24 protein-coding genes, 1 tRNA gene and 1 pseudogene are annotated in these 25287 nt (G+C 64.2%); 9 read left to right on the top strand and 17 right to left on the bottom strand.

The features are described 5' to 3' along the window. Nucleotides 1-129 precede the first annotated feature (129 nt). From AB4074_RS22155 to AB4074_RS22115, 9 genes and pseudogenes are all read right to left on the bottom strand, one after another. Nucleotides 130-708 (bottom strand): annotated as a pseudogene (locus AB4074_RS22155) (HoxN/HupN/NixA family nickel/cobalt transporter); the annotation flags it as partial. Further along, nucleotides 708-1619, bottom strand: coding sequence for an urease accessory protein UreD (locus AB4074_RS22150; protein WP_441415316.1), 912 nt, complete (start codon nt 1617-1619; stop codon nt 708-710). The pseudogene AB4074_RS22155 and the gene AB4074_RS22150, both read right to left, overlap by 1 nt. After that, nucleotides 1616-2233: an urease accessory protein UreG gene (gene ureG, locus AB4074_RS22145; RefSeq protein ID WP_078106937.1), complete on the bottom strand. Its 618-nt coding sequence runs from the start codon at nt 2231-2233 to the stop codon at nt 1616-1618. The genes AB4074_RS22150 and ureG overlap by 4 nt, the downstream gene beginning before the upstream one ends. Nucleotides 2234-2249: 16 nt before the next feature. Then, on the bottom strand, nt 2250-2921 hold the full coding sequence (locus tag AB4074_RS22140; RefSeq protein ID WP_441415315.1) for an urease accessory protein UreF: 672 nt from the start codon (nt 2919-2921) through the stop codon (nt 2250-2252). Between the two features lie 165 nt (nt 2922-3086). Further along, complete coding sequence (gene ureE, locus AB4074_RS22135) at nt 3087-3566, bottom strand: urease accessory protein UreE (RefSeq protein WP_441415314.1); 480 nt, start codon at nt 3564-3566, stop codon at nt 3087-3089. Nucleotides 3567-3585: 19 nt separating this feature from the next. Then, complete coding sequence (ureC, locus tag AB4074_RS22130) at nt 3586-5331, bottom strand: urease subunit alpha (RefSeq protein WP_441415313.1); 1746 nt, start codon at nt 5329-5331, stop codon at nt 3586-3588. Further along, nucleotides 5328-5714 carry an urease subunit beta gene (locus AB4074_RS22125; protein WP_441415312.1) on the bottom strand — a complete coding sequence of 129 codons (387 nt, stop codon included), beginning with the start codon at nt 5712-5714 and terminating at the stop codon, nt 5328-5330. The genes ureC and AB4074_RS22125 overlap by 4 nt, the downstream gene beginning before the upstream one ends. A gap of 9 nt (nt 5715-5723) precedes the next feature. Further along, nucleotides 5724-6026 (bottom strand): urease subunit gamma, encoded by a 303-nt coding sequence (locus AB4074_RS22120; RefSeq protein ID WP_441415311.1) that lies wholly within the window; start codon nt 6024-6026, stop codon nt 5724-5726. Between the two features lie 204 nt (nt 6027-6230). Continuing rightward, a complete protein-coding gene (locus AB4074_RS22115) occupies nt 6231-6839 on the bottom strand; it encodes a DedA family protein (RefSeq protein ID WP_437772060.1) in 609 nt (202 codons plus the stop codon). 96 nt (nt 6840-6935) lie between these two features. Here AB4074_RS22115 and AB4074_RS22110 point away from each other — a divergent pair, with 96 nt between their 5' ends. Continuing rightward, a complete protein-coding gene (locus AB4074_RS22110; protein WP_441415310.1) occupies nt 6936-8327 on the top strand; it encodes a CoA transferase in 1392 nt (463 codons plus the stop codon). Between the two features lie 55 nt (nt 8328-8382). On the opposite strand, the gene AB4074_RS22105 is transcribed toward AB4074_RS22110, so the two are convergent. Continuing rightward, nucleotides 8383-8455 (bottom strand) — tRNA-Lys (locus AB4074_RS22105). Between the two features lie 239 nt (nt 8456-8694). Between AB4074_RS22105 and AB4074_RS22100 the strand changes: the two genes are divergently transcribed. The 3 genes from AB4074_RS22100 to AB4074_RS22090 all read left to right on the top strand — a co-directional run bounded on the left by AB4074_RS22100 (nt 8695) and on the right by AB4074_RS22090 (nt 11225). Then, on the top strand, nt 8695-9354 hold the full coding sequence (locus AB4074_RS22100; RefSeq protein WP_078106945.1) for a hypothetical protein: 660 nt from the start codon (nt 8695-8697) through the stop codon (nt 9352-9354). Between the two features lie 238 nt (nt 9355-9592). Then, nucleotides 9593-10210, top strand: coding sequence for a DUF47 domain-containing protein (locus AB4074_RS22095; RefSeq protein WP_345450326.1), 618 nt, complete (start codon nt 9593-9595; stop codon nt 10208-10210). Nucleotide 10211: 1 nt separating this feature from the next. Then, the gene (locus tag AB4074_RS22090) at nt 10212-11225 is read left to right on the top strand and encodes an anion permease (protein WP_441415309.1); all 1014 of its coding nucleotides are present in this window, start codon (nt 10212-10214) and stop codon (nt 11223-11225) included. A gap of 142 nt (nt 11226-11367) precedes the next feature. Here the strand turns inward: AB4074_RS22090 and pstB are convergent, their stop codons facing one another. The 4 genes from pstB to pstS form a co-directional block, all read right to left on the bottom strand. Further along, nucleotides 11368-12147 (bottom strand): phosphate ABC transporter ATP-binding protein PstB, encoded by a 780-nt coding sequence (pstB, locus tag AB4074_RS22085; RefSeq protein WP_441415308.1) that lies wholly within the window; start codon nt 12145-12147, stop codon nt 11368-11370. A 48-nt stretch (nt 12148-12195) separates the two neighbouring features. Beyond that, on the bottom strand, nt 12196-13305 hold the full coding sequence (pstA, locus tag AB4074_RS22080; protein WP_441415307.1) for a phosphate ABC transporter permease PstA: 1110 nt from the start codon (nt 13303-13305) through the stop codon (nt 12196-12198). Further along, nucleotides 13305-14237: a phosphate ABC transporter permease subunit PstC gene (gene pstC, locus AB4074_RS22075; RefSeq protein WP_284990886.1), complete on the bottom strand. Its 933-nt coding sequence runs from the start codon at nt 14235-14237 to the stop codon at nt 13305-13307. The genes pstA and pstC overlap by 1 nt, the downstream gene beginning before the upstream one ends. A gap of 140 nt (nt 14238-14377) precedes the next feature. Continuing rightward, nucleotides 14378-15499 (bottom strand): phosphate ABC transporter substrate-binding protein PstS, encoded by a 1122-nt coding sequence (gene pstS / locus AB4074_RS22070; RefSeq protein WP_441415306.1) that lies wholly within the window; start codon nt 15497-15499, stop codon nt 14378-14380. Between the two features lie 282 nt (nt 15500-15781). Between pstS and AB4074_RS22065 the strand changes: the two genes are divergently transcribed. The 3 genes from AB4074_RS22065 (at nt 15782) to AB4074_RS22055 (ending at nt 19015) form a co-directional block, all read left to right on the top strand. Then, nucleotides 15782-16912 carry an FUSC family protein gene (locus tag AB4074_RS22065; RefSeq protein ID WP_441415305.1) on the top strand — a complete coding sequence of 377 codons (1131 nt, stop codon included), beginning with the start codon at nt 15782-15784 and terminating at the stop codon, nt 16910-16912. 41 nt (nt 16913-16953) lie between these two features. Continuing rightward, a complete protein-coding gene (gene radA / locus AB4074_RS22060) occupies nt 16954-18327 on the top strand; it encodes a DNA repair protein RadA (protein WP_441415304.1) in 1374 nt (457 codons plus the stop codon). 64 nt (nt 18328-18391) lie between these two features. Next, on the top strand, nt 18392-19015 hold the full coding sequence (locus tag AB4074_RS22055; RefSeq protein ID WP_441415303.1) for a Pr6Pr family membrane protein: 624 nt from the start codon (nt 18392-18394) through the stop codon (nt 19013-19015). A gap of 116 nt (nt 19016-19131) precedes the next feature. Here AB4074_RS22055 and AB4074_RS22050 read toward each other — a convergent pair whose 3' ends face one another. Continuing rightward, the gene (locus AB4074_RS22050; protein ID WP_441415302.1) at nt 19132-20745 is read right to left on the bottom strand and encodes a peptide chain release factor 3; all 1614 of its coding nucleotides are present in this window, start codon (nt 20743-20745) and stop codon (nt 19132-19134) included. 830 nt (nt 20746-21575) lie between these two features. Here AB4074_RS22050 and disA point away from each other — a divergent pair. Further along, nucleotides 21576-22652 (top strand): DNA integrity scanning diadenylate cyclase DisA, encoded by a 1077-nt coding sequence (disA, locus tag AB4074_RS22045; protein ID WP_059388344.1) that lies wholly within the window; start codon nt 21576-21578, stop codon nt 22650-22652. Nucleotides 22653-22802: 150 nt separating this feature from the next. On the opposite strand, the gene AB4074_RS22040 is transcribed toward disA, so the two are convergent. Continuing rightward, nucleotides 22803-23375, bottom strand: a complete 573-nt coding sequence (locus AB4074_RS22040) for a hypothetical protein (protein ID WP_441415301.1) — start codon at nt 23373-23375, stop codon at nt 22803-22805. A gap of 309 nt (nt 23376-23684) precedes the next feature. Here AB4074_RS22040 and AB4074_RS22035 point away from each other — a divergent pair, with 309 nt between their 5' ends. After that, complete coding sequence (locus AB4074_RS22035; protein WP_441415300.1) at nt 23685-24653, top strand: A/G-specific adenine glycosylase; 969 nt, start codon at nt 23685-23687, stop codon at nt 24651-24653. A gap of 36 nt (nt 24654-24689) precedes the next feature. Here the strand turns inward: AB4074_RS22035 and AB4074_RS22030 are convergent, their stop codons facing one another. Continuing rightward, on the bottom strand, nt 24690-25145 hold the full coding sequence (locus AB4074_RS22030) for a class I SAM-dependent methyltransferase (RefSeq protein ID WP_441415299.1): 456 nt from the start codon (nt 25143-25145) through the stop codon (nt 24690-24692). Nucleotides 25146-25287: the final 142 nt, after the last annotated feature.

Here is a 25287-nt window from a genome sequence, read left to right as displayed (position 1 = left end):
CCCAGCCACCCGGCGCAACCAGGACCAACAGTGGAACACCGAAGGGCAGCGAGGCCTGGCACCCCAGCATGCTCCCTGCCCGCACAACGAGCCGAACCGGATTCAAATCATCAGCCCGGGCACATCGGTGGATCGAGGCTTAGCCAAAAGCCGCGAGATGAGCCCTTTGGTTTCGAGGTCGTCGACGGCGATCGCAGCACCAGCCTGGGCGGCGCGGTACAGCTGCATCGTGCGGAGGAACGCAGACCCGTTGAAGACGCCCATGGCCAGGAGGAAGAGGCTGGAAACGCCGCTGCCGATCAGCCCCAGCACTAGGTGTCCGGTGGTGCCGTCCTCCATGAGCTGGCCAACCAGGCTGGCGCCGCCGATCACCATGACACCGGCCAGGATTACCACGGAGCTGTGGCCCAGGCTGAAGGCGAATCCGACGCTCACGGGGTCCTTGCGCTGTGCCACGAATTTTCGTGTGGAATTGTCGATCGCGGCGATGTGGTCCCAGTCGTAGCTGTGCTTGATGCCGGCCACATAGGCCGTCAGCACAAGGCCCACCGCCAGCGGCTGCCCGCCACCGGCGCCACCCACCAGCAGGAGTACGACGGCGGCAAGGTGCAAGAGGACGACGGAACCGAACATGAACGCGAGGCGCGACCTCATCGGGAGATGCTCGCGCCGGCGGTACATCGAGGCGAACTCCGCGAGTGAGGTCATCAGTACTTCCTTAGGTTCAGCGGCGCCCGGCCGTACCAGCGTTCGCGCAAAAGGCCGGTGCAGGCACCAAGCAATCGATTCAGTTCCTCGGTGCTGTTCGAGAGGGACCGCAGGACCAGGCCCGTTGTGCCCGCAAGGGTTCGGGTCAGCGACAAGCCCGAGTACGCGTCATACCCCGCCGTCAGCCGGTGCAGTTCATCGGCGAGCGCCTGGTCAACCCGAGAATCCACAACAATGAGCGAACCCAAGTGGCTGTAGCCCTCCATGAAGCCCATTCCGGTTACATCGCCCAGGGGCGGCCGGATCAGGAGGTTGTCGAGCGCGAGCAGCGCTGCGCCGTCGTCGCCCTCCACCTGGATCTCGTTCCGGAGCCGCAGTTCCCGGTACCGGAAGGAGGCGCCGTCCGGCGACCAGCCGGGAGTGATGACTTCCGCCATGATCAGGCTCGACGTCGGATGCACAGTGATGTGCGTATTCTGCCGATAGCTGGCCTCCCGGTAGGCGATGAGCTGGTCGGGAGCCAACTCCAGTTCCGCCCCTTCTCCCAGGCGGATGGTCATCCGCTGCTCAGCAAACGACCCCGGAGTCCGATAGATTTTCGTGGCCGACTGCGTCGTCAAGAGCAACGAAGCCCCGGCCTCGACTTCCACGTCCACAACATAGAGATCCGCCCCCAAGTACGCCCCGCCCGGATTGACCACGACATAACAAACCTGCCCGGACCCATCCAAGTAGTGCGGCCTCAAAACCCGCAAGGCACCCTGATGAAACTGCTGCACGGCCACAGAACGCCCGACACGTTCGGCGATCCGCAACTGGAGTTCGCCCCGCGGCGAGACGACAGCAGCAGCGGAGCAAGCAGCGCCAGCAAGCGGGTCCAGCGCCACAGCCGCCGTCGCCGTCGTGCTCATTGCGCCAGGTCGAGCATCAGGACGTCGTGCCGCATCCATGCGATGACCTTGTCCAGCCCTTCGTCGGTCTTCAGGTTGGTGAAGCAGAAGGGCTTGTCGCCACGGAATTCCTTGGAGTCCCGTTCCATCACTGACAGGTCTGCGCCGACGAACGGGGCGAGGTCGGTCTTGTTGATGATGAAGAGGTCCGACTTGATCATGCCTTGGCCGGCTTTGCGGGGGATTTTCTCCCCTTGGGCGACGTCGATGATGTAGATCGAGAAGTCCACGAGTTCGGGGCTGAACGTGGCGGAGAGGTTGTCGCCGCCGGATTCCACGAAGATGACCTGCAGGTCGGGGTGCCGTTTCTTGAGTTCCTCGATGGCTGCCGTGTTCATGGAGGTGTCTTCGCGGATGGCGGTGTGCGGGCAGCCGCCGGTTTCGACGCCGATGATGCGGTCCTCGGGCAGGATGCCGTTGGCCGCGAGGATCTTGGCGTCTTCGATCGTGTAGATGTCGTTGGTGATGGCGGCCATGGAGATTTCCCGGCTCATGTGGCGGGTCAGGCGCTCCACAAGCTGCGTTTTGCCGGCACCTACCGGGCCGCCGATGCCGATCTTGATGGGTTCAGACATGTGTCCTCCTATGGTTCTAGCTCATGAACATGCGCGCGCGTTGCCATTCGTGCCGCATCTGCGAAATTTCCAGCCCGGGGCTGACGGCTCCGAAGTCGTCCCAGCTGAGGTGCCGGACATGTTCGACGGCGGCAGCGACGTCGTCGTGCGCCTTGCGCAACAGCCGTTGCCCGGAGTTCTGGCCGAGCGGGATGGCGCGCACGGCGTTCTGCGTCAGGGAGGTGGCCGCCGCGAAAAGGTATCCGGCGAGCGCTTCTTCGAACGGCACGCCCAGCGAGCGCGCGACGACGGCGAACGCCAGCGGCTGATGCCCGGCAGCCCGGCCCGTGGTCACGAGAGTCCGGTACGCCTCGAGCTCGGCCGACGGAAAAACTTCTGTTCCGATCTCGATCAGCCGCCCGCCCATTTTGGTACTGGCCTCCCGCAACTGCCGGGGCAAGAGCTGAGCACTCAAATGAGCATCCAACTCCCCCAAATCCACCCCCTCATAAAGGAACCGAATGCCCAAGCCATCGGAATAGGTCAACTGCTGCCCGACAAACGCGGACAGCCAGACCCCGAAACTCCCTTCATCAGCTACGACCCCACGCTCGATATACGTCTCGAACCCAAGAGAATGCGCAAACGCCCCGGTAGGAAGAGCGGAGTCAGTGAGCTGCTGCAACGCGAGCTGATAAGCGGCGCTCATGAGGCGCCTCGCACGAGCGCAGATGTGGTGACGTACAGGGCGGAGGCAGGTGATAGGGGCCGCGGTGTGGAGGGCACCGCGAAGCGGGCACGGCCCGTATCACCTGCCGAAGCAAAGGCGACCGAACCCGACACCCCGCGCGAAGAGCGGCGCGCCTGAACCGACTCAGTGCGTGTGTTCAGCATGGCGGAAAGGCACCGGCATTACGCGTTCCTGGCGGTCGTAAGGCACACCGACGTGTTTGAGGTAGTCCTCGACGGTGTGGTCGTACTGGCACACCATGACTTCGGCCCCGTACTCGGACGCAGCGTCGAAGAACTGGGCCTGTAGGTGCCGGTTGCCGAGGGAGTGCGCCACGACACCCATTTCGTAGATGCTTCGGGCGGCGATGACCAGGACGTCGCTCGGCAGCACGGACACCACGATCAGGTTCGCATCCTCGACGGCGAGGATGTCGCCGTCGCGCAGGTCTCCGGAGCCGGCCGGGAGGCGGATGCCGAGTTCCTTCCCGTGGTCCGTGGTGACGCGCTGGATGCGTTTGACCAGTTGAGCGCTGGGCAGCACGACTTTCTCCTTGTGGAGGCCGGCGTATTGTTCGGGATCGGGCAGTTCGTGCAGGTTGCCGAGAATCTTTTCGATGATCATGCGGTTCTCCTCCGGCGGTCTAGAAAAGGAAGTAGCGCTGGGCCATGGGCAGCACGTCGGAGGGCTCGCAGGTGACGTCTTCACCGTCGACCGTCACTTTGTAGGTTTCGGGGTCGACGGCGATGTCGGGGGTTTCGCCGTTGAACTTGAGGTCCGCTTTGCTCAGGTTCCGGATTCCGGATACAGCCCGGATGACGCGTTCAAGGCCAAGCTCTTCCGGGACGCCGGCGTCGATGGCCGCCTTGGACAGGAAGGTGATGGAGGACTGCTGCAACGCCTTGCCGTGGGTGGCGAACATCGGGCGCATGGTGCGTGGCTGTGGGGTGGGAATGGAGCCGTTGGAATCGCCCATGAGTGCATAGGCAATCTGGCCGCCCTTGAGAACGAGCTCCGGCTTCACACCGAAGAATGCCGGATTCCAGAGGACGAGGTCGGCGAATTTGCCCACCTCCACGGAGCCGATGGAGTCTGCCATGCCCTGCGCTATCGCCGGGTTGATGGTGTATTTGGAGATGTAGCGCTTGATCCTGAAGTTGTCGCTTTCCGCGCCCAAGCCGTTCGGAGCGCCGTGGCTCGCGCCTGACGCGTCCTTGAGGATGCCCCGCTGCCGCTTCATGGCGTCGGCCACTTGCCAGGTGCGGATGACAACTTCGCCCACACGGCCCATGGCCTGGGAATCCGAGGAGGTCATGGAGAAGATGCCCAGGTCCTGGAGCACATCTTCCGCCGCTATGGTTTCGGCCCGGATGCGGGAATCGGCGAACGCCACGTCTTCCGGAATGTCCGGGTTGAGGTGGTGGCACACCATGAGCATGTCCAGGTGCTCTTCGATGGTGTTGCGCGTGTACGGGAGCGTCGGGTTGGTGGATGCCGGGAGCACGTTCGGCAATCCGGCGATCTTGATGATGTCCGGAGCGTGCCCGCCGCCGGCGCCTTCGGTGTGGAAGGTGTGGATCACGCGACCATCGATGGCTTTGATGGTGTCCTCCACGAATCCGCACTCGTTGAGGGTGTCCGTGTGAATGGCTACCTGCACGTCGTATTCGTCAGCTACGCGCAAGGACATGTCGATCGACGAGGTCGTGGCGCCCCAGTCTTCGTGGACTTTGAGGCCTACGGCGCCTGCGCGGATCTGTTCGGCGAGCGGCTCGATCGCGGACGCGTGGCCCTTGCCGAAGAGGCCGATATTGATCGGCAGCCCTTCCGCGGCTTGCAGCATCCGCGAAATGTGCCATTTACCGGGAGTAATGGTGGTGGCCTTGGTACCTTCCGCCGGTCCAGTGCCGCCGCCGACCATGGTGGTGATGCCGCTGCACAGGGCCGTGGGGACTTGGTCCGGGGAAATGTAGTGGATGTGGGTGTCGACGCCGCCTGCGGTGAGGATCTTGCCCTCCCCTGCGATCATCTCGGTGCTGGCCCCGATCACGATGTCCACGCCGTCGGCGATCTGGGGGTTGCCGGCCTTGCCGATCTTGAAGATGTGGCCGTCTTTGAGCGCAACATCGGCCTTGTAGATTCCGGTGTAGTCGAGGACCACCACGTTCGAAATGACGGTGTCCGGGACGCCCTCATCCCGGGTCACTTGGCCGTTCTGCCCCATGCCGTCCCGGACCACCTTGCCGCCGCCGAACATGACCTCTTCGCCGTAGACCGTATAGTCCTTCTCGATCTCAAGGAAAAGTTCGGTGTCCGCCAAGCGGATCGAGTCGCCCGTCGTCGGTCCGTAGAGGTCTGCGTACTGCTTACGCGAAATTTCAAAGCTCACTGGGCTGTCCCTTCCTTGCCTGCTCCGGGCCCTTCGGTGGCAGCGGCAGCGCCGCCGTCGTGCTTTCCAGCGTCAACATCAAGGGGACCGTTGACGGCGTTCCGTAGGCCGTAGACTTCGCGGCTGCCTGCAAGCGCAATGAGCTTGACGGTCTTGGAATCGCCGGGTTCGAAGCGCGCGGCCGTTCCGGCTGGGATGTCGAGGCGGCGGCCGTAAGCGGCTTCGCGGTCGAAATCGAGCGCGGGATTCGATTCGGCAAAGTGGTAATGCGAGCCCACCTGGACCGGGCGGTCGCCACGGTTGACGACGTCGACGGCGATTGCCTCGCGTCCGCTGTTGCAGGCAATGGGCTCTGTTTGGAGACGGTATTCACCGGGAATCATGTTGGCCTCCTAGCGGATCGGGTCGTGGACGGTGACGAGCTTGGTCCCGTCGGGGAATGTGGCCTCGATCTGGACGTCATGGATCATCTCGGGCACGCCTTGCATGACATCCTCACGACCAAGCAGGGTGGTCCCGTAGCTCATGAGTTCAGCCACGGTTTTCCCGTCACGTGCCCCCTCAATCAGTTCGTAGCTGATGATCGCCACGGCTTCGGGGAAGTTGAGCTTCAGACCGCGGGATTGCCGACGGCGGGCGAGGTCGGCCGCGACCACGGTCATGAGCTTTTCCTGCTCACGGGGCAAAAGATGCATCGGTTCTCCTTAAAGTTCTGTGCTGCAGAAAGCGGACATCAGATCACTCGAGGCTCAGATAAGCCGAGGACGTCGGGGCAGCTACTACGGTTATAACGCCAAACATCAGACATATCCAGTTCGACCATTCACCGCCCCTCCCGAACGAATTGTGACCAGCCTAAAGCCTTGAGGTTTCCGCCAGATTTCCGTGCTCCCGCGGCATCAGGCCTTCTTGGCGCGGTGCTTCCTGACCTGCCACACCAGCACAATCGCCACCACAATTACTGCCACCACAGCCGCTGCCCCCCGGCCCACCACGCGGGCCACTTCTTCGTACGAATTTCCGGCCACAAACCCGAGTGTCACGAACAGGGACCCCCAGATAATGCCGCCGCTGAAATTCCAGAACGCGAAGCGCCGGTAAGGCATGCGGCTGAGTCCGGCGAGCGCGGGCATGACTGCACGAAAGAAGGCCGTGAACCGGCCCAAAAGTACCGCGACGCCACCTTTGTCTTTGAGGAAGTCTTCGGCCTTCTGCAATTGGGCGCGCCTTTTGTCCAGGATTTTCAAGGCCATCACCCGTGGGCCGAAATGCTTGCCTATTTCGTAGCCCACGGTGTCTCCCGTGATCGCTGCAATCACCACTATCGCGATCATGACCCACAATTCGAAGAGCCCGCGGCTCGCAATCACCCCGCCGACCACCGCCGCCGTTTCACCAGGAATCACGAACCCCACAAAGATTGCATCCTCAGCAAACACGAGGGCGAAAACGATGCACGCGATCACGAGCGGGCTGGTATTCAGGAGTCCGTCCAAAAGCGCATGCATGAAGAACAGTCTGGCAGTTGAAGGCCCACTTGGGCAGGAGGCATCAGATCCGGACGCCATTGCTCGTTCCGTGCAGGCCCGTTGAGAATGGTGAGTGTGAACGACAGCTTCGCTGATGCGACCTCCCGCTTGTGGCACGCACTCGGTGCAGACGATGCGGATTTGGCGGCCGCTCAGCTAACGACGACCGGGCCGCGGGCGGTTCTCCCGGCCGCTTTCGACGTGACAGGACTCGCGACGGGGGCGGTGGCCGTCGCAACGGTGGCGGCAGCACAGTTTCTGGCAGCTCGCCGAGAGTCACGGCAGCCGGCCGTGACGGTAGACAGTCGGGAGTCATGCGCCGCGTTCGCGTCCGAGAGGCTGTTCACTCCAGTCGGCTGGAACCGGCCACCGCTCTGGGACCCCATCGCCGGCAACTATCGTGCGGCCGACGCCTGGATCAGGCTGCACACCAACTACGCCAGCCACCGCGCCGCCGTCGAGCGGGTGCTTGGAGCCCATGACCGCGAAACAGTTCAGGCCGCAGTGGCCGGGTTGCGTGCCGAGGAATTGGAGACGGCCATCGTGAATGCGGGCGGATGCGCCGCCGTCATGCACAACCGCGTCCAGTGGCTCGCCTCCGCCGCGGGGGCGGCGACCGCGGACGCGCCGCCCCTGACCGTCGTCGAGCGCCGCTCATCCGGTGCCCGCACGCCGGACGCCGTCGGGAAACTGCCCTTCGACGGCGTGCGCGTGCTCGACCTGACTCGGGTAATCGCTGGACCGGTCTGCACCAAGTTCCTTGCCGGCTACGGTGCGGACGTGCTGCGGATCGACCCGCCGGGCTTTGACGAGGTCCCGTCGCTACTGCCTGAGACGACGCTCGGCAAACGTACCGCCGCCCTGGATCTGACTGCCTCAAGCGACCGGGCGACGTTCGAGGAACTGCTCGCGGGCGCCGATGTGCTCGTGTCCGGTCTGCGGGCTGACGCGCTGAAACGCCTGGGCTACGACGACGAGGCCCTGACCGCCGTGAACCCTGGCCTGATCATCGCGAGCCTGGACGCCTACGGCTGGGATGGCCCATGGCGCAACCGCCGCGGGTTCGACAGCCTGGTCCAGATGAGCTGCGGGATCGCCGACGACGGCGCTACCGCCGCGGGCCAAGCGGAGCCGGCCCCGCTTCCTGTTCAAGCCCTCGACCACGCGACCGGCTGGCTATTGGCCGCGGCCGTCGCCCGCGCCTTGACCCGGCGCCTCACTCACTCAGTGACGGCCCGCATCCAAGGCTCACTCATCGGCACGGCCAACCTGCTGTACTCGATGACCCCGCCGAACGACCACCTATCGGTACCTACACCGAATGACTTCACGCTCACGGCAACCACCACTGACTGGGGGCCGGCGCGCCGCGTGCCGCTTCCAGGGCGAATCGACGGCGCCCCAGCGCACTGGTCGCAGCAAGCCGGACCGCTCGGCCGCCACCCGGCCGCGTGGGGCACGACCTAGCTTTCGCTTGGCACAAGTAAACCCCCGGAACCGTGCGGTTCCGGGGGTTTTAGAGTGGGCCCTGTGGGGATCGAACCCACGACCCACGGATTAAAAGTCCGATGCTCTACCAACTGAGCTAAAGGCCCCTGCCGACTGTAGAAACAGCCATAAATACTGTACCTCAAGCTCAAGGCCGTTTTGACACGCTTGGCATCCGCGCCGTCCAAGCCGGCACCGCACCGTTCTCCCCACTTTTGAACCAGGCCCCGACGACGACACGCGGAGACTAAGGCGAGTCGCCGCTCCCACGGATCCAAACATGGGGAGGTTGCAACAGGCCCCAGTCAAGAGTGCACGAGCGAAAACACAGGAGTAGCGTTGGGGCATGAGCGAACAATCGGGACCTCCTGTTTACGGCGGAGCAAATAGGCACCACAAGCCGAAACCCTTTGCGCCGGTTGACTTCGAGCCGTTTGCGGGCGGAGCGGACCCCGCGCGCGTGTCCGAAGCCGCGCACCTTGCCGCTCAGGCCCTCGTGCGGCGAGGTCGAGATAGTGATGATCCCAAGATCACCAGGCGCCTCGTGAAGCTCGCTGATGAGCAAGGCCTGGAGGCCATCGCCGAAATGTGGGCCGAGAGCCCCGCCCGGTCCTTGCCCGGCGCCTTGTGGCGGCTCTATGCATTGCGCGCGGCCACCATGCAGAACTCGGAGCGTATCTCCGTGTACTTCAAGGCCGGCCGGGACACCGCCCAGGTTTCCCACGTTGTGGCGGGCGCTGCCGAGCCGCCGGGAGCCGACGAAATGAAGCAAATGGCCGACGCCATTCTTTCGGGAGCGTTCGACGGCGATTTCGACGTCGCGCTGGAACGCTCAGCCGCGTTTTGCCGCGTCGTCGCGCTGGGCCAAGCCACCCTGGCGGACAGTGCGGAGCATTCCAACGAAGGCCACGCAAGCAAGCTGACCCGGAACTCCCACCAGCTCGTAAAGACCGCGGAAGATCTCGAGCACGCGGCCAATGCGTGGCGCCTGGGAGAGCTGGACTGACATGAAATATAGGGGCGAGGGGCAGTCACAACCACCCCGGGCGCCAGCTGTCAAGATTGACTTAGCTCGGGCGACGTAGAAAACTGAAACTGGTGTCGAACCGCGAAACCCCCGGGCTTCAACTTATAGCCGCTTCGAGCGGCCTACCGCCGAGAGGCGTATCCGGTTCGGCACCATTTTTATGCCCTTCGGCGAAGACGCCGCACCACCCCTATCCCTCCCGCCTACCGGAAGCCAAATGAAGCTGCGTCTCTTCCCCCAAGAACCCGCCGGGTTGCAATTGTTGTCGCAAATGGCCCGCCAGATTCTTGAGGCAACCGGGACGCTTTCTGAGATCTTCGGAGCTCCTGTCGCGGAGCACGAACGGCTTGTGGAGGAGATGCACGAACACGAGGCGAAATCCACGGATCTGCATTTCGCCCTCCTGACCCACATGCGCACGAGCTTCGTGAACCCGCTCCCCCGCGAGGACATGTACGCCCTCTCCCGTTTCCTCAACGAGGCGATGGAAAAGCTGGATGCCGCAGGTGAGCTCGTGGCCCTCTACAAACTGGACCGGGTGCCCAAGCGCGCGGCGGACCAGTTGGAGATCATCAGCCGCCAGGCGGAACTCACGGTTGATGCAATGCGCCAGCTCGACGATCTGGACGAACTCGAGGATTACTGGATCGAGGTCTTGCGGCTGGCCAAGCGTGCGGAGCGCAGCCATCGGACCTGGGTGGCCGAGATGCTCCGCGACATGAAGTCCACCCAATTTTCGCGGAACCGCGACGTAGCCAATCAACTAGTGGACGCTACCAAGGACATGCGCCGCGTCGCGACCCAGGTAGGCAGCATCATCGTCAAGGAAGCATGAGGTGGCGGTCGCGTTCTTCGCCCTTGTGGTGGTGCTGGCGGCTGGCTTCGCATTCCTGAACGGCTTCCGCGACGTCTCCACCGCCGTCGCACTCTCTGTGCGGACCCGTGCCCTGACTCCGTCGGTTGCCGTCGTGTTGGCGGCCGTCTTCAACTTTGCCGGCGTGCTGCTCAGCGGCGGTTTCGCACTGGTCTTCAGCCAGTCGTGGGTGGTTCTCCCCTCGGGAATGAACGGGCTTACAATACTCGCCGCGGGGTTGTGCAGCGCCATCCTTTGGGGAATCTACGCTTGGTGGCGCGGTGTGCCGCTCTCGTCAACCCATGCCTTGGTGGGAGGCCTCGTGGGCGCCGGAGCCGCAAGCGCGTTGATGGGAGGCAGCTCGATCAGCGGGGTGGACAGTATTTTGCTGGCGCAAGTCGTGTTGCCCTTGCTGCTGTCCCCCGTGATTGCCTTCCTTGGCTCCTATCTGCTCGTGTGGCCTGTCACGTGGGCGGCCCGCTACACCCAGCCCGATGTTGTGCATGGCCGCTTCCGCCACGCACAGTCTGTCTCGGCCGCTGCCGTCGCGTTCGGCCACGGCCTGCAGGACGGGCAGAGATCCGTAGCGGTGATCCTGTTGGGCGCCGTGGCGGCCGGTGTGTCCGGCTCCAATGACCTCCCGTTCTGGGTCATCCTGCTGGTGGCTGGCATGCTCACGGCGGGAACGCTTTGTGGTGGTTGGCGCATCTCGTACACCTTGGGTTACAAGCTGACGCGGGTAGACCCGATGCGCGGATTCATCGCCCAGAGCCTGACCTCGCTGATGCTGTTCGTCGGCGCCATCGGCTTCCACTTGCCGCTTTCGACGACGCACACTGTGACGTCGGCAGTGCTCGGCGCGGGAACCAACCAGAACTTTTCCGTCACCAACCGTCGGATGGTGCTGCGGATCTTGGGGTTCTGGGTCGCGACGCCGATCGTTACCGCCGCAGTGGCGTTCATCCTCGGGCTGGCGCTATCACCGCTGTCGCGCTGAGTTCAGCGGGCCTGCCCAGCACGCAAAAGCCCGACGGCGGCAGTCACCTCGGAAGGTAACCGTCGCCGTCGGGCTTTTCGCAGTGGGCCCACACCGGCGAGGGCCCCGGCCTGAGCTGGCGAAGGCTGGGAGCCGGTGGGGACTATCCGAACCGGCCGGAGACGTAGTCTTCCGTGGCCTTCTGGGACGGGTTGTTGAAGATGGTGGTGGTGTCCGCGAACTCGATGAGCTTGCCGGGCTTGCCGGTGCCGGCGATGTTGAAGAACGCGGTCTTGTCGGAAACGCGTGCGGCCTGCTGCATGTTGTGGGTCACGATTACCACGGTGTATTCGTCCTTGAGCTCATTGATGAGGTCTTCGACGGCCAAAGTAGAGATGGGGTCCAGCGCGGAGCAGGGCTCGTCCATGAGGATGACCTGCGGTTCCACAGCAATGGCACGGGCAATGCAGAGCCGCTGCTGCTGGCCGCCGGAGAGTCCGGAGCCGGGCTTCTCAAGACGGTCCTTGACCTCGTTCCACAGGTTGGCGCCGCGCAGGGACTTCTCCACAAGCGCGTCGGCCGCACCCTTGCTGATCCGCTTGTTGTTCAGCTTCACGCCGGCAAGCACGTTGTCTCGGATGGACATCGTGGGGAACGGGTTGGGCCGCTGGAAGACCATGCCAATCTGGCTGCGGACAGTCACCGGGTCCACGCCCACACCGTAAAGGTTGTCGCCGTCGAGCAGGACTTCGCCTTCGACGCGCGCCCCGGGCAGCACTTCGTGCATGCGGTTCAAGGTGCGCAGGAAGGTGGACTTGCCACAACCGGACGGGCCGATGAACGCCGTGACCGATTTGGCTTCAATATTGATGTTGACGCCTTCAACGGCCAGGAAGCTGCCGTAGTAGACGTTCAGATCCTTGACGTCGATCCGCTTAGACATGGTGTTCCTTCGGTGCTGTGGTTGAAAGTTTGCGCGTGGCCTGGCGGCTCAACGGCCGGCCTTGGGGGCGAAGATCCGGGCGATCAGCCTGGCGCCGAGGTTCAGGAGCATCACCAGGACGATCAGGACCAGCGCGGCGCCCCATGCCCGCTGGCTCGACGGGTCCGGGTTGGACGGCGAGGTCGGGTTCAGGATCTGCGTGTAGATGAACGTGGGCAGCGAGGCCATCCAGCCGCCGAACACGTTGTTGTTGATGGTTGTGGCGAAACCTGCGGTGACTAGGATCGGAGCCGTCTCGCCGATCACTCGGGCGATCGCCAGGGTAACGCCGGACGCAATGCCGGAAATCGCCGTCGGGATGACCACCTTGAGGATGGTGCGCCACTTCCGGACACCCAGCGCGTAAGCCGCCTCGCGGAGCTCGTTCGGGACGATCTTGAGCATTTCCTCGCTGGAACGAACCACCACCGGAATCATCAGGACTGAAAGCGCGACGGCGGCGACCGCACCGGTCTTGGTGCCCGGGCCGACCACGGCGAAGAAGAAGGCTGCGGAAAAGAGACCTGCCACGATCGACGGGATGCCGGTCATGACGTCGACGAAGAACGTGATGGCACGGGCAAGGGCCCGGTCGTTGCCGTATTCCACCAGGTAGATTGCGGTCAGCAAGCCCACCGGTACCGAGATAACAGTGGCGAGCAGGGTGATCTGCACGGTGCCCAGGAGCGCGTGGTAGATGCCGCCGAGGACCTTGGTGCCTTCATCGACGCTCTTGTTGTCGAGGGAGCCTGTGACGCCATTCATGGATGTCGTCAGGAAGCCGGGGGTGATGATGCCCGGGATGCCGTTCACGAGGACTGTCCAGATCACCGAAATCAGGGGCAGCAGCGCCACAAGGAACGAGCCGACGATCAGGCAGGTGGCGAGCTTGTCGCTCGCCTTGCGGCCGCCTTCGACGGCTGCGCTCCAGCCGACCAGGCCGATCGCGAAGAGGATGGCGGACACGAGGCCCCAGCCGAAGGCGTTGAACCCGATCAGGGCGAGGATCGCGGCGCCGAGCACCAAGGCGACGGCCAGGACGACGTACGGTGCGAATGCGGGCAACTGGCCCTTGGTCAGTGCGGAGCGTTTGCGCGCCACGGGGGCTGTGACAGTCATTAGTTGGCTCCCGAGAATTCTTTGTGCCTGGAGATGATCCAGCGTGCAATCATGTTGACACCCAGGGTGATGACGAACAATACCAAGCCGGCCGCGATCAACGTGCTGACCTTGAGTCCGCTGGCTTCAGGGAAGTTCAAGGCGATTTCCGCGGCGATGGTCTGGTTGCCGGTCTGGATCAGGCTCGCGGTCAGGACGCCGGAGGACAGGACCAGTGCGACGGCCATGGTCTCGCCAAGTGCACGGCCGAGGCCCAGCATGATGGCGCTCACGATACCCGGGCGGCCGAAGGGCAAAACAGCCATCTTGATCATTTCCCAGCGGGTCGCGCCGAGGGCCAGGGCTGCTTCCTCGTGGAGCTTCGGGGTCTGCAGGAAGATTTCACGCGAAAGGGAAGTGATGATCGGCAGGACCATGACGGAAAGGACGATGCTCGCGGTCAGGATGGTCTTGCCGGTAGCGGAAGCCGGGCCTTGGAAAATCGGCAGCCAGCCCATGTTGCTGGCCAGCCAGCCGTAGGCGGGCGAAATCTGGGGGGCAAGGAATGCCGCGCCCCATGCGCCGTAGACCACGGAAGGAATGGCAGCGAGGAGGTCCACCACATAGCCAAGGCCCGAGGCAAGCCTGCGGGGCGCGTAGTGGGAGATAAACAGCGCGACGCCGATGGCAACGGGAGTTGCAATCACAAGGGCGATGACGGCGGCAATCAGGGTTCCCACCACGATCGGACCGATGTAGGCGAAGAAGCCGTGGCCGCCTTGGATGTCCGCGGGTGGCGCCACAAGGGCCGGAATGGCCTGGATGACAAGGAAAAGTGCGACGCCGAAGAGAACCGCGAGGATCAGGCATCCCGCGGCCAAGGTGGCTCCGGAGAAGACCTTGTCCCCGGCGCGTCCGGCACCTTGGGAAGTGGTCAAGGAGTTGGTGGTCACTTCACGATCCTTCAGATTCACTCAAAAATGGCCAAGTTCCCCGCCCCGTCCGGTGATGTTTCACCAGCGCGGGACGGGGAACGTTGATATTCAAGGGTAGTGGTGACGCGGTCCGCGGCACCACTACTCCATTGTGGTCCTTAGGCCTTGGCCTTGATGGAGTCAACAGCGGCCTTCGCCTTGTCCTGCAGCGCCTTGGAGAGCGGAGCGGACTTGGCGGAGCCGGCAGCTGCCTGCTGGCCGGCGTCGGAGACTACGTAGCTCTCGAATGCCTTGACCAGGTCAGCGGTTTCCTTCTTGTCGTAGGTGGTGCAGACGACGTGGTAGGAAACGAGGACCACCGGGTAGGCCGAGGAATCCGTCGTGGTGCGGTCGAGCTTGATGGAAAGGTCGCCGGTCGGGCGGCCTGCAACGGGCTTGCCCAGTTCAACAGCCTTGGCGGCAGCGGCAGCGGAGATCTTGACGAAGTCCGAGCCAACCTTGATCTGCGCGGTGCCGAGCTTGCCGGAAACTGCGGAATCGTCAGCGTAAGTCACGGCACCCGGGGTGTCGGTGACGGTCTTGACGACGCCGGAGGTGCCCTTGGCGTTCTCGCCCTTCAGGGATGCCGGCCAAACGCCAGCAGCCTTGTCGGTCCAGACCGAGGGAGCAGCAGCAGCCAGATAGTCGGTGAAGTTCTGCGTGGTGCCGGAGTCGTCAGAGCGGTTGACCGGGGTGACCTTCAGGTCCGGAAGCGAGACGCCGGCGTTCAGGGCGGCGATAGCGGGATCGTTCCAGTTGGTGATCTGGCCGCGGAACATCTTCGCAACGGTGTCGGCGTCGAGCTTCAAGTCCTTGACGTTGGGAATGTTGAAGGCAACGGCGATCGGGGAGACGTAGACCGGAATGTTGATGGCGCCATCGGTGCCGCACTTGGTCTTGGAGGTGGCCAACTCAGCGTCGGTCAGGTAAGCGTCAGAGCCCGCGAACTGCGCGGAACCGTCGAGGATGGCCTTGCGGCCCGCGCCCGAGCCATCCGGGGAGTACTGGACCGTGGCACCCGGGTTGGCGGAAGCGAATGCTGCCTTCCAAGCGTCCATGGCCGCGCCGGTCGAGGAGGCGCCAATACCGGTCAGCGTGCCGGTGACCTTGACGGCCGCGGCGCTCGGGGTGGCTGCCGGTGCGGCGCCGGTTGCGTTGTCTGAACCGCAAGCGGTCAGCGCAAGTGCGCCGACTGCGAGGACCGCGATTGCCGCGTTGCGGCCGAAGCGAGTTGCCTTCACTGGGATGTACCCCTTCCAGGGATTCTCTGATGCGTGCCGAGGGAGAAAGTCGGCATACGAAAGATATGCGTACGTGTTTGTACCTTTATTGACGGTAGGAGCCGCAGGTAACGGGACCGGCGGTCCAAAGTGAACAGAAGGTGAACGACTGTGGACCATTGGCTTACAAGTGCAGCGTCGCACTTGCGCTTGGCGTGTCATGAGGGATTAAGTGACGCCCCTCACTTTGGGGTTCCCTCGGCGAGCCGCACTCCGTCAGCCGCTCCTGAATAGACTTGAGCCATGACCGCCCCCCAAGGACTTTCAGCAAGCAGGAAATTCCTGCGGGCGCGGCTGCGCACCGGCCTCGTCCGCAGCCGGAACTCGTTGGTTCCGGCCGTCCAGATGACCCTGTGCGCGGTGGGCGCCTACGCGTTCGCTGAATATATCCTGGGGCACTCAGGACCCCTTTTCGCCGCGACTTCGTCACTGATCGCGCTCGGCTTCTCGCGGGATCCACGGCTTCGCCGGGTAGTGGAAGTCGGGTTTGGCTGCACCCTCGGAATCGTCGTCGGTGATCTCCTGCTCCACTGGTTGGGTTCGGGGATCTGGCAAGCCGCTGTCGTCCTTCTTTTCTCCATCCTGTTGGCACGTTTCCTGGACGGTGGCTCCATTTTCACCACCCAACTGGGCCTGCAATCGCTTCTCGTGGTCTTGCTGCCCGCGCCGGCAGGGGGACCTTTCACCCGGAGCATCGACGCTGTAGTGGGCGGTGTTTTCGCGCTGCTGGTCACCATGCTGGTCCCGAAGGACCCGCGCCGGGAACCGCGCCAGGACGTCCGCAAACTCCTGCACGAACTTTCGGAGGTCCTCCGTGAATGTGCAGACGCCTTGATCAACAGCGACTCCACCCAGGCCTGGCATGCCCTCATCCGGGGGCGGAACTGCCAGCCCCTCGTGGACCGGATGCGCCAATCCCTCAAGGCCTCTGGTGAAGTGGCCACGCTTGCCCCGGCCTATCGTCGGCACCGCGACGAGCTGACAATGCTGGAGGAGTCGCTGGATTCCATCGACCTTGCCCTCCGCAACAGCCGGGTGTTCGCGCGGCGGCTCACGAGCGCCATCAACCATGCAGCGTTGACGGACGAGGCGACGGACAGCATTTCGGAGGTCCTGCAGGACACCTCTGCGGCCGTCGAGGAGTTGTCGCTCGGCCTCGCGGAAGTGCACGACGGCGCCCGCCGCGCCCACCTGCGCGGTGCGCGGCAGGACTTGGCCGACATTGCCACCCGGCTGCACCCCAAAATGCTGCACGTCCAGAAGCTTGAGGGTGAAACAGTGGTGATGCTCTTCCGCCCGCTCATGGTGGACCTGCTCGAAGCCGCGGGCATGGACCCCAGGGAAGCCCGGGACGTTCTCCCTCCCCTGCAGTGAGGCGCACTTGACTGTCCGACCGCTCCATTAGCCTTGTACGCATGGCTTCCAAGACCTCACGCACCTCCAAGACGCCCGCGTACAAATGTGCCGAATGCGGGTGGACCACGGTCAAGTGGGTGGGGCGCTGCGGTGAGTGCCAGGCGTGGGGCACCGTGGAGGAAACAGGCGTCACGGTTGCGCGTACGACGGCGGCAACAACGGTTTTGGAGCCGGCCCGCCGGATTGCCGAGGTAGACGGCACCACGGCCGCTTTCCTGCCCACCGGCGTCGACGAACTGGATCGCGTCCTGGGCGGAGGCCTGGTTCCCGGCGCGGTGATCCTGCTTGCCGGGGAACCCGGCGTCGGGAAATCCACCCTCCTGCTGGACGTCGCTGCGAAGTTCGCCCGCACGGGGCAGGACGTCCTGTACGTCACGGGCGAGGAATCTGCTGCCCAGGTCAAGCTCCGTGCGGAGCGGATCGACGCGGTCGCGCACACCCTCTATCTCTCGGCGGAAACGGACCTCGGGCAGGCGCTGGGGCAAGTGGAGAAGCTTGAGCCGAAGCTGCTGATTGTGGACTCCGTGCAGACCCTCAGCAGCGCCGATGTCGAAGGCAGCGCTGGCGGAGTCTCACAGGTCCGGGAAGTCGCGGCGTCCATCATCGCCGCCGCAAAGCGTCGCAACATGACCACGCTGGTGGTTGGCCACGTGACGAAGGACGGCTCCATTGCCGGTCCGCGTCTCCTGGAGCACTTGGTAGACGTTGTGTGCCAGTTCGAAGGCGAGCGCCATTCGCGCTTGCGCTTGTTGCGCGCGGTCAAGAACCGCTACGGTGCCACGGACGACGTCGGCTGCTTCGACCTCAATGAGGCCGGTATCGAAGGCCTAGCCGATCCCAGCGGGCTTTTTGTATCGCGGACACGCGAGCCGGTGTCCGGCACCTGCATCACGGTGACCATGGAAGGCCGACGCCCGCTGCTGGCCGAGGTGCAGTCGCTTCTGGCCGAAAGTACCAGCTCACAACCCCGCAGGGCCACGAGCGGCCTGGACAGCTCGCGCGTCGCCATGCTCCTGGCCGTGCTCCAACAGCGGGCTGGCTGCATCCTGCACAAGGACGACTCCTACGTGGCCACTGTCGGAGGAGTGAAATTGAGCGAACCGGCCACCGACCTGGCTGTGGCGCTTGCCGTGGCCTCGGCAAAGGCGCGCAAGGCACTGCCGCAGCGGCTCATTGCCTTCGGCGAGGTTGGCCTGGCCGGCGAGGTCCGTCCGGTTCCCGGGATCAACCAGCGTATCCACGAGGCGCAGCGGCTTGGGTTCACCCACGCCGTGGTGCCGGCGAGTCCCAACGGACCGGGCCCCGTCCCGGAGGGTTTCTCGGTCCGCGAAGTGGCACACCTGGCGGAGGCCTTGGAGTTGCTGATCACCTAGCGGCCGGCTTGGCTTCGGAGTGTCGGGTGCATGGGTTGGCCTCGTCCACCGGAAGATTGTCCCCATGACAAAAAGAAATGTGCTCATTGGGGGACGCCTCTTCTTTGGCCTCTTGACCCTTGTTGCGGTGTGGACGCAGCTCACGGTCCACATCGGTCTGGGCTTCGATCCGTGGAACTTCTTCAGTTACTTCACCAACCTGTCCAACATCTTCGCGTCGGTGGTGCTGCTGATCAGCGGCTACCGCGTGCTGGTTGGCAAGCGGCCCAGCGAGCTCGACGACGCCACCCGGGGCACTGCGACGATCGCCATGGCCGTCGTGGGACTCGTCTTCGGCGCACTCCTGGCGGGGCAGGACCTCGGCTCCCTGCAACCTTGGGTCAACTTCGTGGTCCACTACCTGATGCCGGTTGTCATGGTTGCCGATTGGCTGTTCCAGCCTCCGCGCTCCAGGCTGACCATCAAGCACCTCTGGTACTGGCTGCTCTACCCGGTTGCCTATCTCGTCTACAGCCTGATCCGCGGCTCTTTCGTCAACTGGTACGCCTACTGGTTCATCGACCCTATGCGCGCAGGCGGTTGGGGCGCAGTGGCGGTCTTCGCAGTGGCGATCTCCATAGGATTCCTCGTGGTGAGCCTCGCCATGCTGGGACTGGGAAACAAGCTCGAACGCCAAGTGAGCTACTGACCACTCCCGCAAGCCCACGTCCCCCACGGGACATGCCCCCTGTTCGAACCAGGGGCTGGACATAACAGCAATGTGTCCAGCCCTCAGCTCATACGAGGGGCATGTCCAGGGAAATACTATTTTGCCGGGTTGTGCGTGCCGATCGGGACCAGCGTGAGCTTCGGGTGGTTCTTCTCGATCCGGCGCAGCGCCCAGACATCGTTGAACAACGCGAGATATTCGCCGTCGGACCTTAGCAGCACCTCAGCACCCGGGACGTTCGCGAGCGTCGGCATGGCCTCCGCCGTCGAGATCCTCGCGATCGAGTACGGAAGGCGCTCCAAGCGCATCGGGGCGTTGAAGTCGTGGGCCATGCGGTCTTCCACCACTTCGAACTGCATGGGACCGACAGCCGCGAGCACGGGTGCCTGGTCGCCGCGGACGTCCGAACGGAGCACCTGGATGACGCCTTCATGCTCAAGCTGTTCGATGCCGCGGCGGAACTGCTTGAAGCGGCTGGGGTCCTGTGACCTGGCCACCTGGAAATGCTCGGGGGCAAAGAGCGGAATAGCGGGGAATTCCACGGGCTCCTCGAGGAACAGGCTGTCCCCTACGCGCAGTGAGGACGCGTTGACCAGGCCAACGACGTCGCCGGGGTAGGCCTCGTCGATGACTTCGCGTTCGCGCCCGAACACCTGCTGGGCGTACTTGGTGGCGAAGGACTTGCCGGTGCGGGTCTGCGTGACAACCATTCCGCGCTCAAAGACACCGGAGCACACACGGATGAATGCAACGTGGTCGCGGTGGGCCTTGTTCATGCCGGCCTGGACCTTGAAGACGAACCCGGCGAAGGGAGCGTCAACGGAACGGGGCTCGCCGTCGACGTCGGGGCGGGGCGCGGCCGGAGGCGCGAAGTCCACCAGGGCGTCAAGGATTTCCTTGACCCCGAAGTTCAGGGCCGCCGAACTGAAGAGGATGGGTGTTGCCGTTCCGGCGTGGAAGCTCTCAATGTTGAACTCGAGGTTCGATTCGATCACGAGTCCGGCTTCGTCGACGGCGTCGCTCCAGTAGTTGCCCTGGGTTTCGGCTGCTTCCTCCGGAGTGAAGTACTCGGTGATGGCGATGTTGGCACCGGCATTGTTGCGCGCGAACCGTGCGAAGCGGTCATTTCGCAGGTCCCAGACTCCACGGAAGTCGCCGGAAATGCCCACGGCCCACGTCAAGGGCATGGGCTGGAGTCCGGTGCGTTCCGTGATCTCGTCCATCAGCGCGAGGGCGTCGAGGCCCGGGCGGTCCCATTTGTTGATGACCGTGATGATGGGAAGGTTCCGCTGCTTGCAGACCTCGAAGAGTTTCATGGTCTGCGTTTCCAGGCCCTTGGCGGCGTCCACCAGCATCACTGCGCAGTCGACGGCGGCCAGGACGCGGTAGGTGTCCTCGGAAAAGTCGGCGTGGCCCGGGGTGTCCAGCAGGTTGATCACAGTATCCCGGTAGGAGAACTGCAACGCCGCGGAGCTGATGGAAATACCGCGTTCCTTTTCCATCTGCATCCAGTCGGAAACAGTTTCCTTGCGGTTGGCCTTGCCGCTGGACGCACCGGCGGTGCCGATGACCTTGGCGTGCAGGGCGAGGGCTTCCGTGAGCGTGGACTTGCCGGCATCAGGGTGCGAAATGACCGCGAAAGTCCGACGCCGGGAGGCCTCATGGTGAATTTCCTGGACTCGGGCGGGGCTCAGGACTTCTTGGGACACGGTGCTACTTTCGCTGCGATCTGGGCGTCGCCCGCATTGGAACGACGGGCCGAACGTGGGATGGAGGCTGGATACTGGCCCCGTGCCGGCCGGGGGCCAACTCAGGGAGCGGCACGATTTGCGCGCCAGCCAAGATACCAAGTTTATCGCAGCCCGGGACCACGCCGGAGGCAGGGTCCCGGGCCAGCGCTTAACAGGATCGAAACGAGGTGCACAAACCTCCGAAATCACCTGCCGATAGTTTGAACTCATAGCGGACGCGTCCGGCCCGGATTGGAGCCATCCGCCAGGAAAAACCAGGCAGCCGACGATGGCATGAAAGGAACAGGGCATCAATGAATCCAGGGAATGACTTGTTCTACGATCCCTTCGGCCCCTCCCCCGCGGGGAACCCCGCTGCGAACCAGCAAGGACACAGGCCGAACGCCGGCAGAGGCGGAGTCCACCCTCCTGCGAGGCAAGTGCATCCGGACACGGGAAGGGCTGCCGCCCGGGAAGCGGCGCTGCAGAGCGTGCGACGCGACCTTGAGCGACTCGCGCGCCTTCGGACGGCTCCCTGAGGGTCAAGGGTCACTGAGGTTCCGGGACCGAACTGAGGGTCCAGGGACCGAGCTGAAAGTGGCGGTGCGGCGGCCGCCGTCGAACGCGTTTCGAAGGTCCCGCCACATAACCTAATTTGGGGCACTTTAAGGCTTGCCCGTGCGGTTGTTGCCGGTCCATACCTCTATCATTGAGCTTGCGGGAAACCTGGCATTTTGCTCCCGTTGACTTACTGCTGAAAACCGGCACACTTGCGGGCGCGCCTGCGTGCACCTTTGAAGGGAACACCTATGGCTCGGAGCCCCGAAGATTCGCTCAAGGCGACTCTGGGCAGGGTGGCCCCCGGAACACCGTTGCGCGACGGCCTGGAACGCATCCTCCGTGGGCGCACCGGCGCCCTGATTGTGCTGGGAACGGACCGGACCATCGAATCCATCTGCTCCGGCGGCTTTGAAATCGGTATCGATTTCTCCCCGACGCGGCTGCGTGAACTCGCGAAGATGGACGGTGCCATCATCTGCGACAAGGACGCCGGGAACATCCTTCGTGCCGCGGTACAGCTTGTGCCTGACTCCAGCATCGAGACCCAGGAATCAGGAACGCGTCACAGGACGGCCGAGCGCGTGGCCATCCAGACCGGTGTTCCGGTGATTTCGGTCAGCCAGTCCATGCAGATCATCGCCCTCTACGTCAACGGCCTGCGACACGTGCTTGAGGGCTCCGAGAAGGTCCTGGCCCGCGCCAACCAGGCTCTCGCAACCCTGGAACGTTACAGCGCCCGCTTGGATCAGGTCACTAGCGCCCTATCGGCCCTCGAAATCGAGGCCATGGTCACCGTCCGGGATGTGGCTGTCACCCTCCAGCGCCAGGAAATGGTCAGGCGCATTGCCGAGGAAATCGCTCAGTATGTCCTGGAGCTGGGTGAGGACGGCAGGTTGCTCTCGCTGCAGTTGGAAGAGCTCACCACCGGCCGCGGCCCGGGCAGCGACGTGATCATCCGCGACTACGCCGGCGCCGACGCCTCGCCCGAGGACATCGACGGTGCGGTGCAGGCCCTTCTGGATCTTGGCCCGGCGGAGCTGATCGATCTGGGCAAGATCGCCGGGATCATCGGTTTCGCCGGTGGCATGGACGTGCTCGACGCCGGTGTGCAGCCGCGCGGCTACCGCCTCTTGTCCGGGCTGAAGTCGGTTCCGAAAGCCGTGGCCGACCGTTTGGTGGAGCACTTCGGCGGACTCCAGTACCTCATGGCCGCCACTATCGACGATCTCATGACCGTGGACGGCATCGGCGACCAGCGCGCCCGGACCGTCCGCGAAGGGCTCAGCCGCATGGCCGAAGCCAGCCTGCTGGACAGGTTCCTCTAGTCCCCAGCGCCGCCCTAACCTCGCAAGTCCCCACCGGCTCCCAGCCTTCGCAAGCTCAGGCCGGGGCCCTCGCCGGCGTGGGTCCGCGGCCAGGGAACCCGGGCGGCGTGGGCCCAGTCGGTTGTTGAGCAAATGGCTGGACAGGTTCCTCTAGCCAAGCTGGAAGACCGCTTTGGTGCTCGCCTTGTTTCCCAGTACGGCCTTGAAGGTGTAGGTGCCGGCGGCAGGCTTGGCTGAGATTACGCCGCAGCCCTCCGTCGTCCGGTTGCGTTGCCACGGGAAGTTGGCGATCTCGCTCTTGCCCGGATCAATCTGCTTCACGAGGTCATCGCCCTTCGCTTGGCAGTCCTTGGAGGAGAAAATCCGGTCCTCGCCGCTCATCACCAGGAACTCCATCTGGGACGTGCCGACGTTGACCTGGCACGGTGCCGCCCCGCCATTGGTGATCTTCATGCTCAGCACGGGGTTCTGCCCGGCCGCATACGCAGGCTGGTCCGTGGACGCCGTTACCGTCACCAGATTGAGGTCGCACACCGGCGTGGCCGTGGGCGTTGTCGTGGCCGCGATGGGATCCGTCGTAGGGGCCTGGCTCGCCGGAGCGGCTCCGACCGCTTGGGTCTTGGATGCGCCGGGATCAGCCTTGCCCGCAAGGGATGAACTCATAGCCACAGCCCCGGCCACGAGCATCGCCAGGACCACCAGGAGCGCGCCGAAAACAACCATCCTCCGACGCCGGTAAACGGCAGGGCTCGTCCGTCGCCTTTGGGGCCGGACCCCGTTCGCCGAACGGTTTGCGCCTCCGGCCCGGGCAGCGCTTTTCGCCGACGGCGACGTGCGCGCCCTCGGCGGTTGCTTGCCCTTGTTGACCATGCTTCTAGGCTAGGCAACGCAAGGCGTGGATGGTGCCGCACCACGCCGCCGGGGCCTGATCGGAGCCAGTATGACCTACGTCATTCCCGGCCGGCTCCACTACAGTGGATGGCAGGAATCGGCCGCCAACAGGGCACGCCACGAACCGCAGCAAGGATCTCCATGTCACTGCCAGGCGCCGCTGAACTTGCCGGCACCCATCGCCGCACGGACTTGCACCAGTCCATGGACCGCTGGTTCTCCGAGGTGGCCCGCATATTGCCGTGGAGGTCGCCGGACTGCAGCCCGTGGGGGATCCTGGTCAGCGAGGTCATGCTGCAGCAGACTCCGGTAGTCCGCGTCCTGCCGGTGTGGAGAGACTGGATGGAACGCTGGCCGGAACCCGCGGATCTCGCAAAGCAGCCTTCGGGCGAGGCCGTGCGACATTGGGGAAGGCTCGGTTATCCCCGCCGCGCGCTCAGGCTCCATGCGGCCGCCGTCGCGATCGTGGAAGAGCATGGAGGCAGGGTGCCGGACACGCATGCCTCCCTGTTGAGCCTTCCCGGCGTCGGCGACTATACGGCCGCGGCCGTGGCTGCTTTTGCTTTCGGTCGCCGCGAAACGGTCGTAGACACGAACATCCGGCGCGTGCATGCCCGGCTCGTTTCGGGACTTGCGCTTCCGGCGCCGTCGCTCACCGCGTCGGAGATGCGCCTCGCCGAATCACTCATGCCCGACGACGTCGGGCTCTCCGTCCGCTGGAACGCTTCCGTCATGGAACTCGGAGCGCTCGTGTGCACCGCCCGCTCCCCCAAGTGCCTGGACTGCCCCGTCCGCGATTCCTGCGCGTGGCTTGCCGCAGGTGAACCGCCGCCCACGTATACGCCCAAGGGCCAGGCGTGGCACGGCACAGACCGGCAGCTGCGGGGTGCCGTCATGGCCGTATTGCGAGTGGCAGAGTCGCCGGTAGCTCCTGAACTGTTCGAACGACCCGCAGCTGACCTCGGTTTCGCCGCCGAGGGCGCGGCCGTCCCGCTGGCGGCCCTGCACCGCTTGAATTCGGCCCCCGAGCAGCTGGAGCGCGCTCTTCAGGGGCTACTGAGTGACGGCTTGGCCGAGATGTACGACGGCGGGCTGCGGCTCCCGGCCTAGGCCGCCTTTTGCGCCGCTTCCGCTACGCCGCTTCCTTCACGCCGTTGCCGGTTTGCGCGCTGGCTTGCGGGCTAGGAGACACACCTGCGGGGTCTTCTCGTGCCTGTCGTCCGGCTCGCGGAGAAGCTGCGCTTCAACAACAAAGCCAGCCTGAAGGAGGAGTTCCATGATGCGCTCAGGCGGCAAGCGGTAGGCGTCGAGGTCGATTTCGTGGCCATACGCGAAGTCCAAATGCCTTGGCTCGTCGCCGGCCTGGAACGCGAGCAGCACCAAGCCGCCGTCCAGGAGGGTCCGGTGGAACTCCGCGAACACTCCCGGCAAACGGGCCGGCGGCGTATGCATGATCGAATACCAAGCAACGATGCCACCCAGAGTGCCGTCCGCCAGCTCCAGGGCCTCCATCGACCCTTCATCGAACTGCAGGCCGGGGTGGTCCTTGCGGGCTACTGTCACCATCTCCGGCGACAGGTCGATGCCTAAACCTTGATCCACCGATGATGATCGAGACGCGGGCGGCGGTTTAAACCGAGAATGCCCGTCTTTTCGAGGAAAATGGAGCTTGTCTAGAGCACATTGACCACCGAAAAGAGAGGCATCTCGTAGATGAAAGTTTCCCACAAGCCTGCCGCCCGCG

The sequence above is a fragment of the Arthrobacter sp. 2MCAF14 genome (genome assembly GCF_052115645.1).
GTDB lineage: Bacteria > Actinomycetota > Actinomycetes > Actinomycetales > Micrococcaceae > Arthrobacter.
Note: the sequence above shows the minus strand (reverse complement) of the source record. Positions and strands in the feature narration are given on the sequence as shown.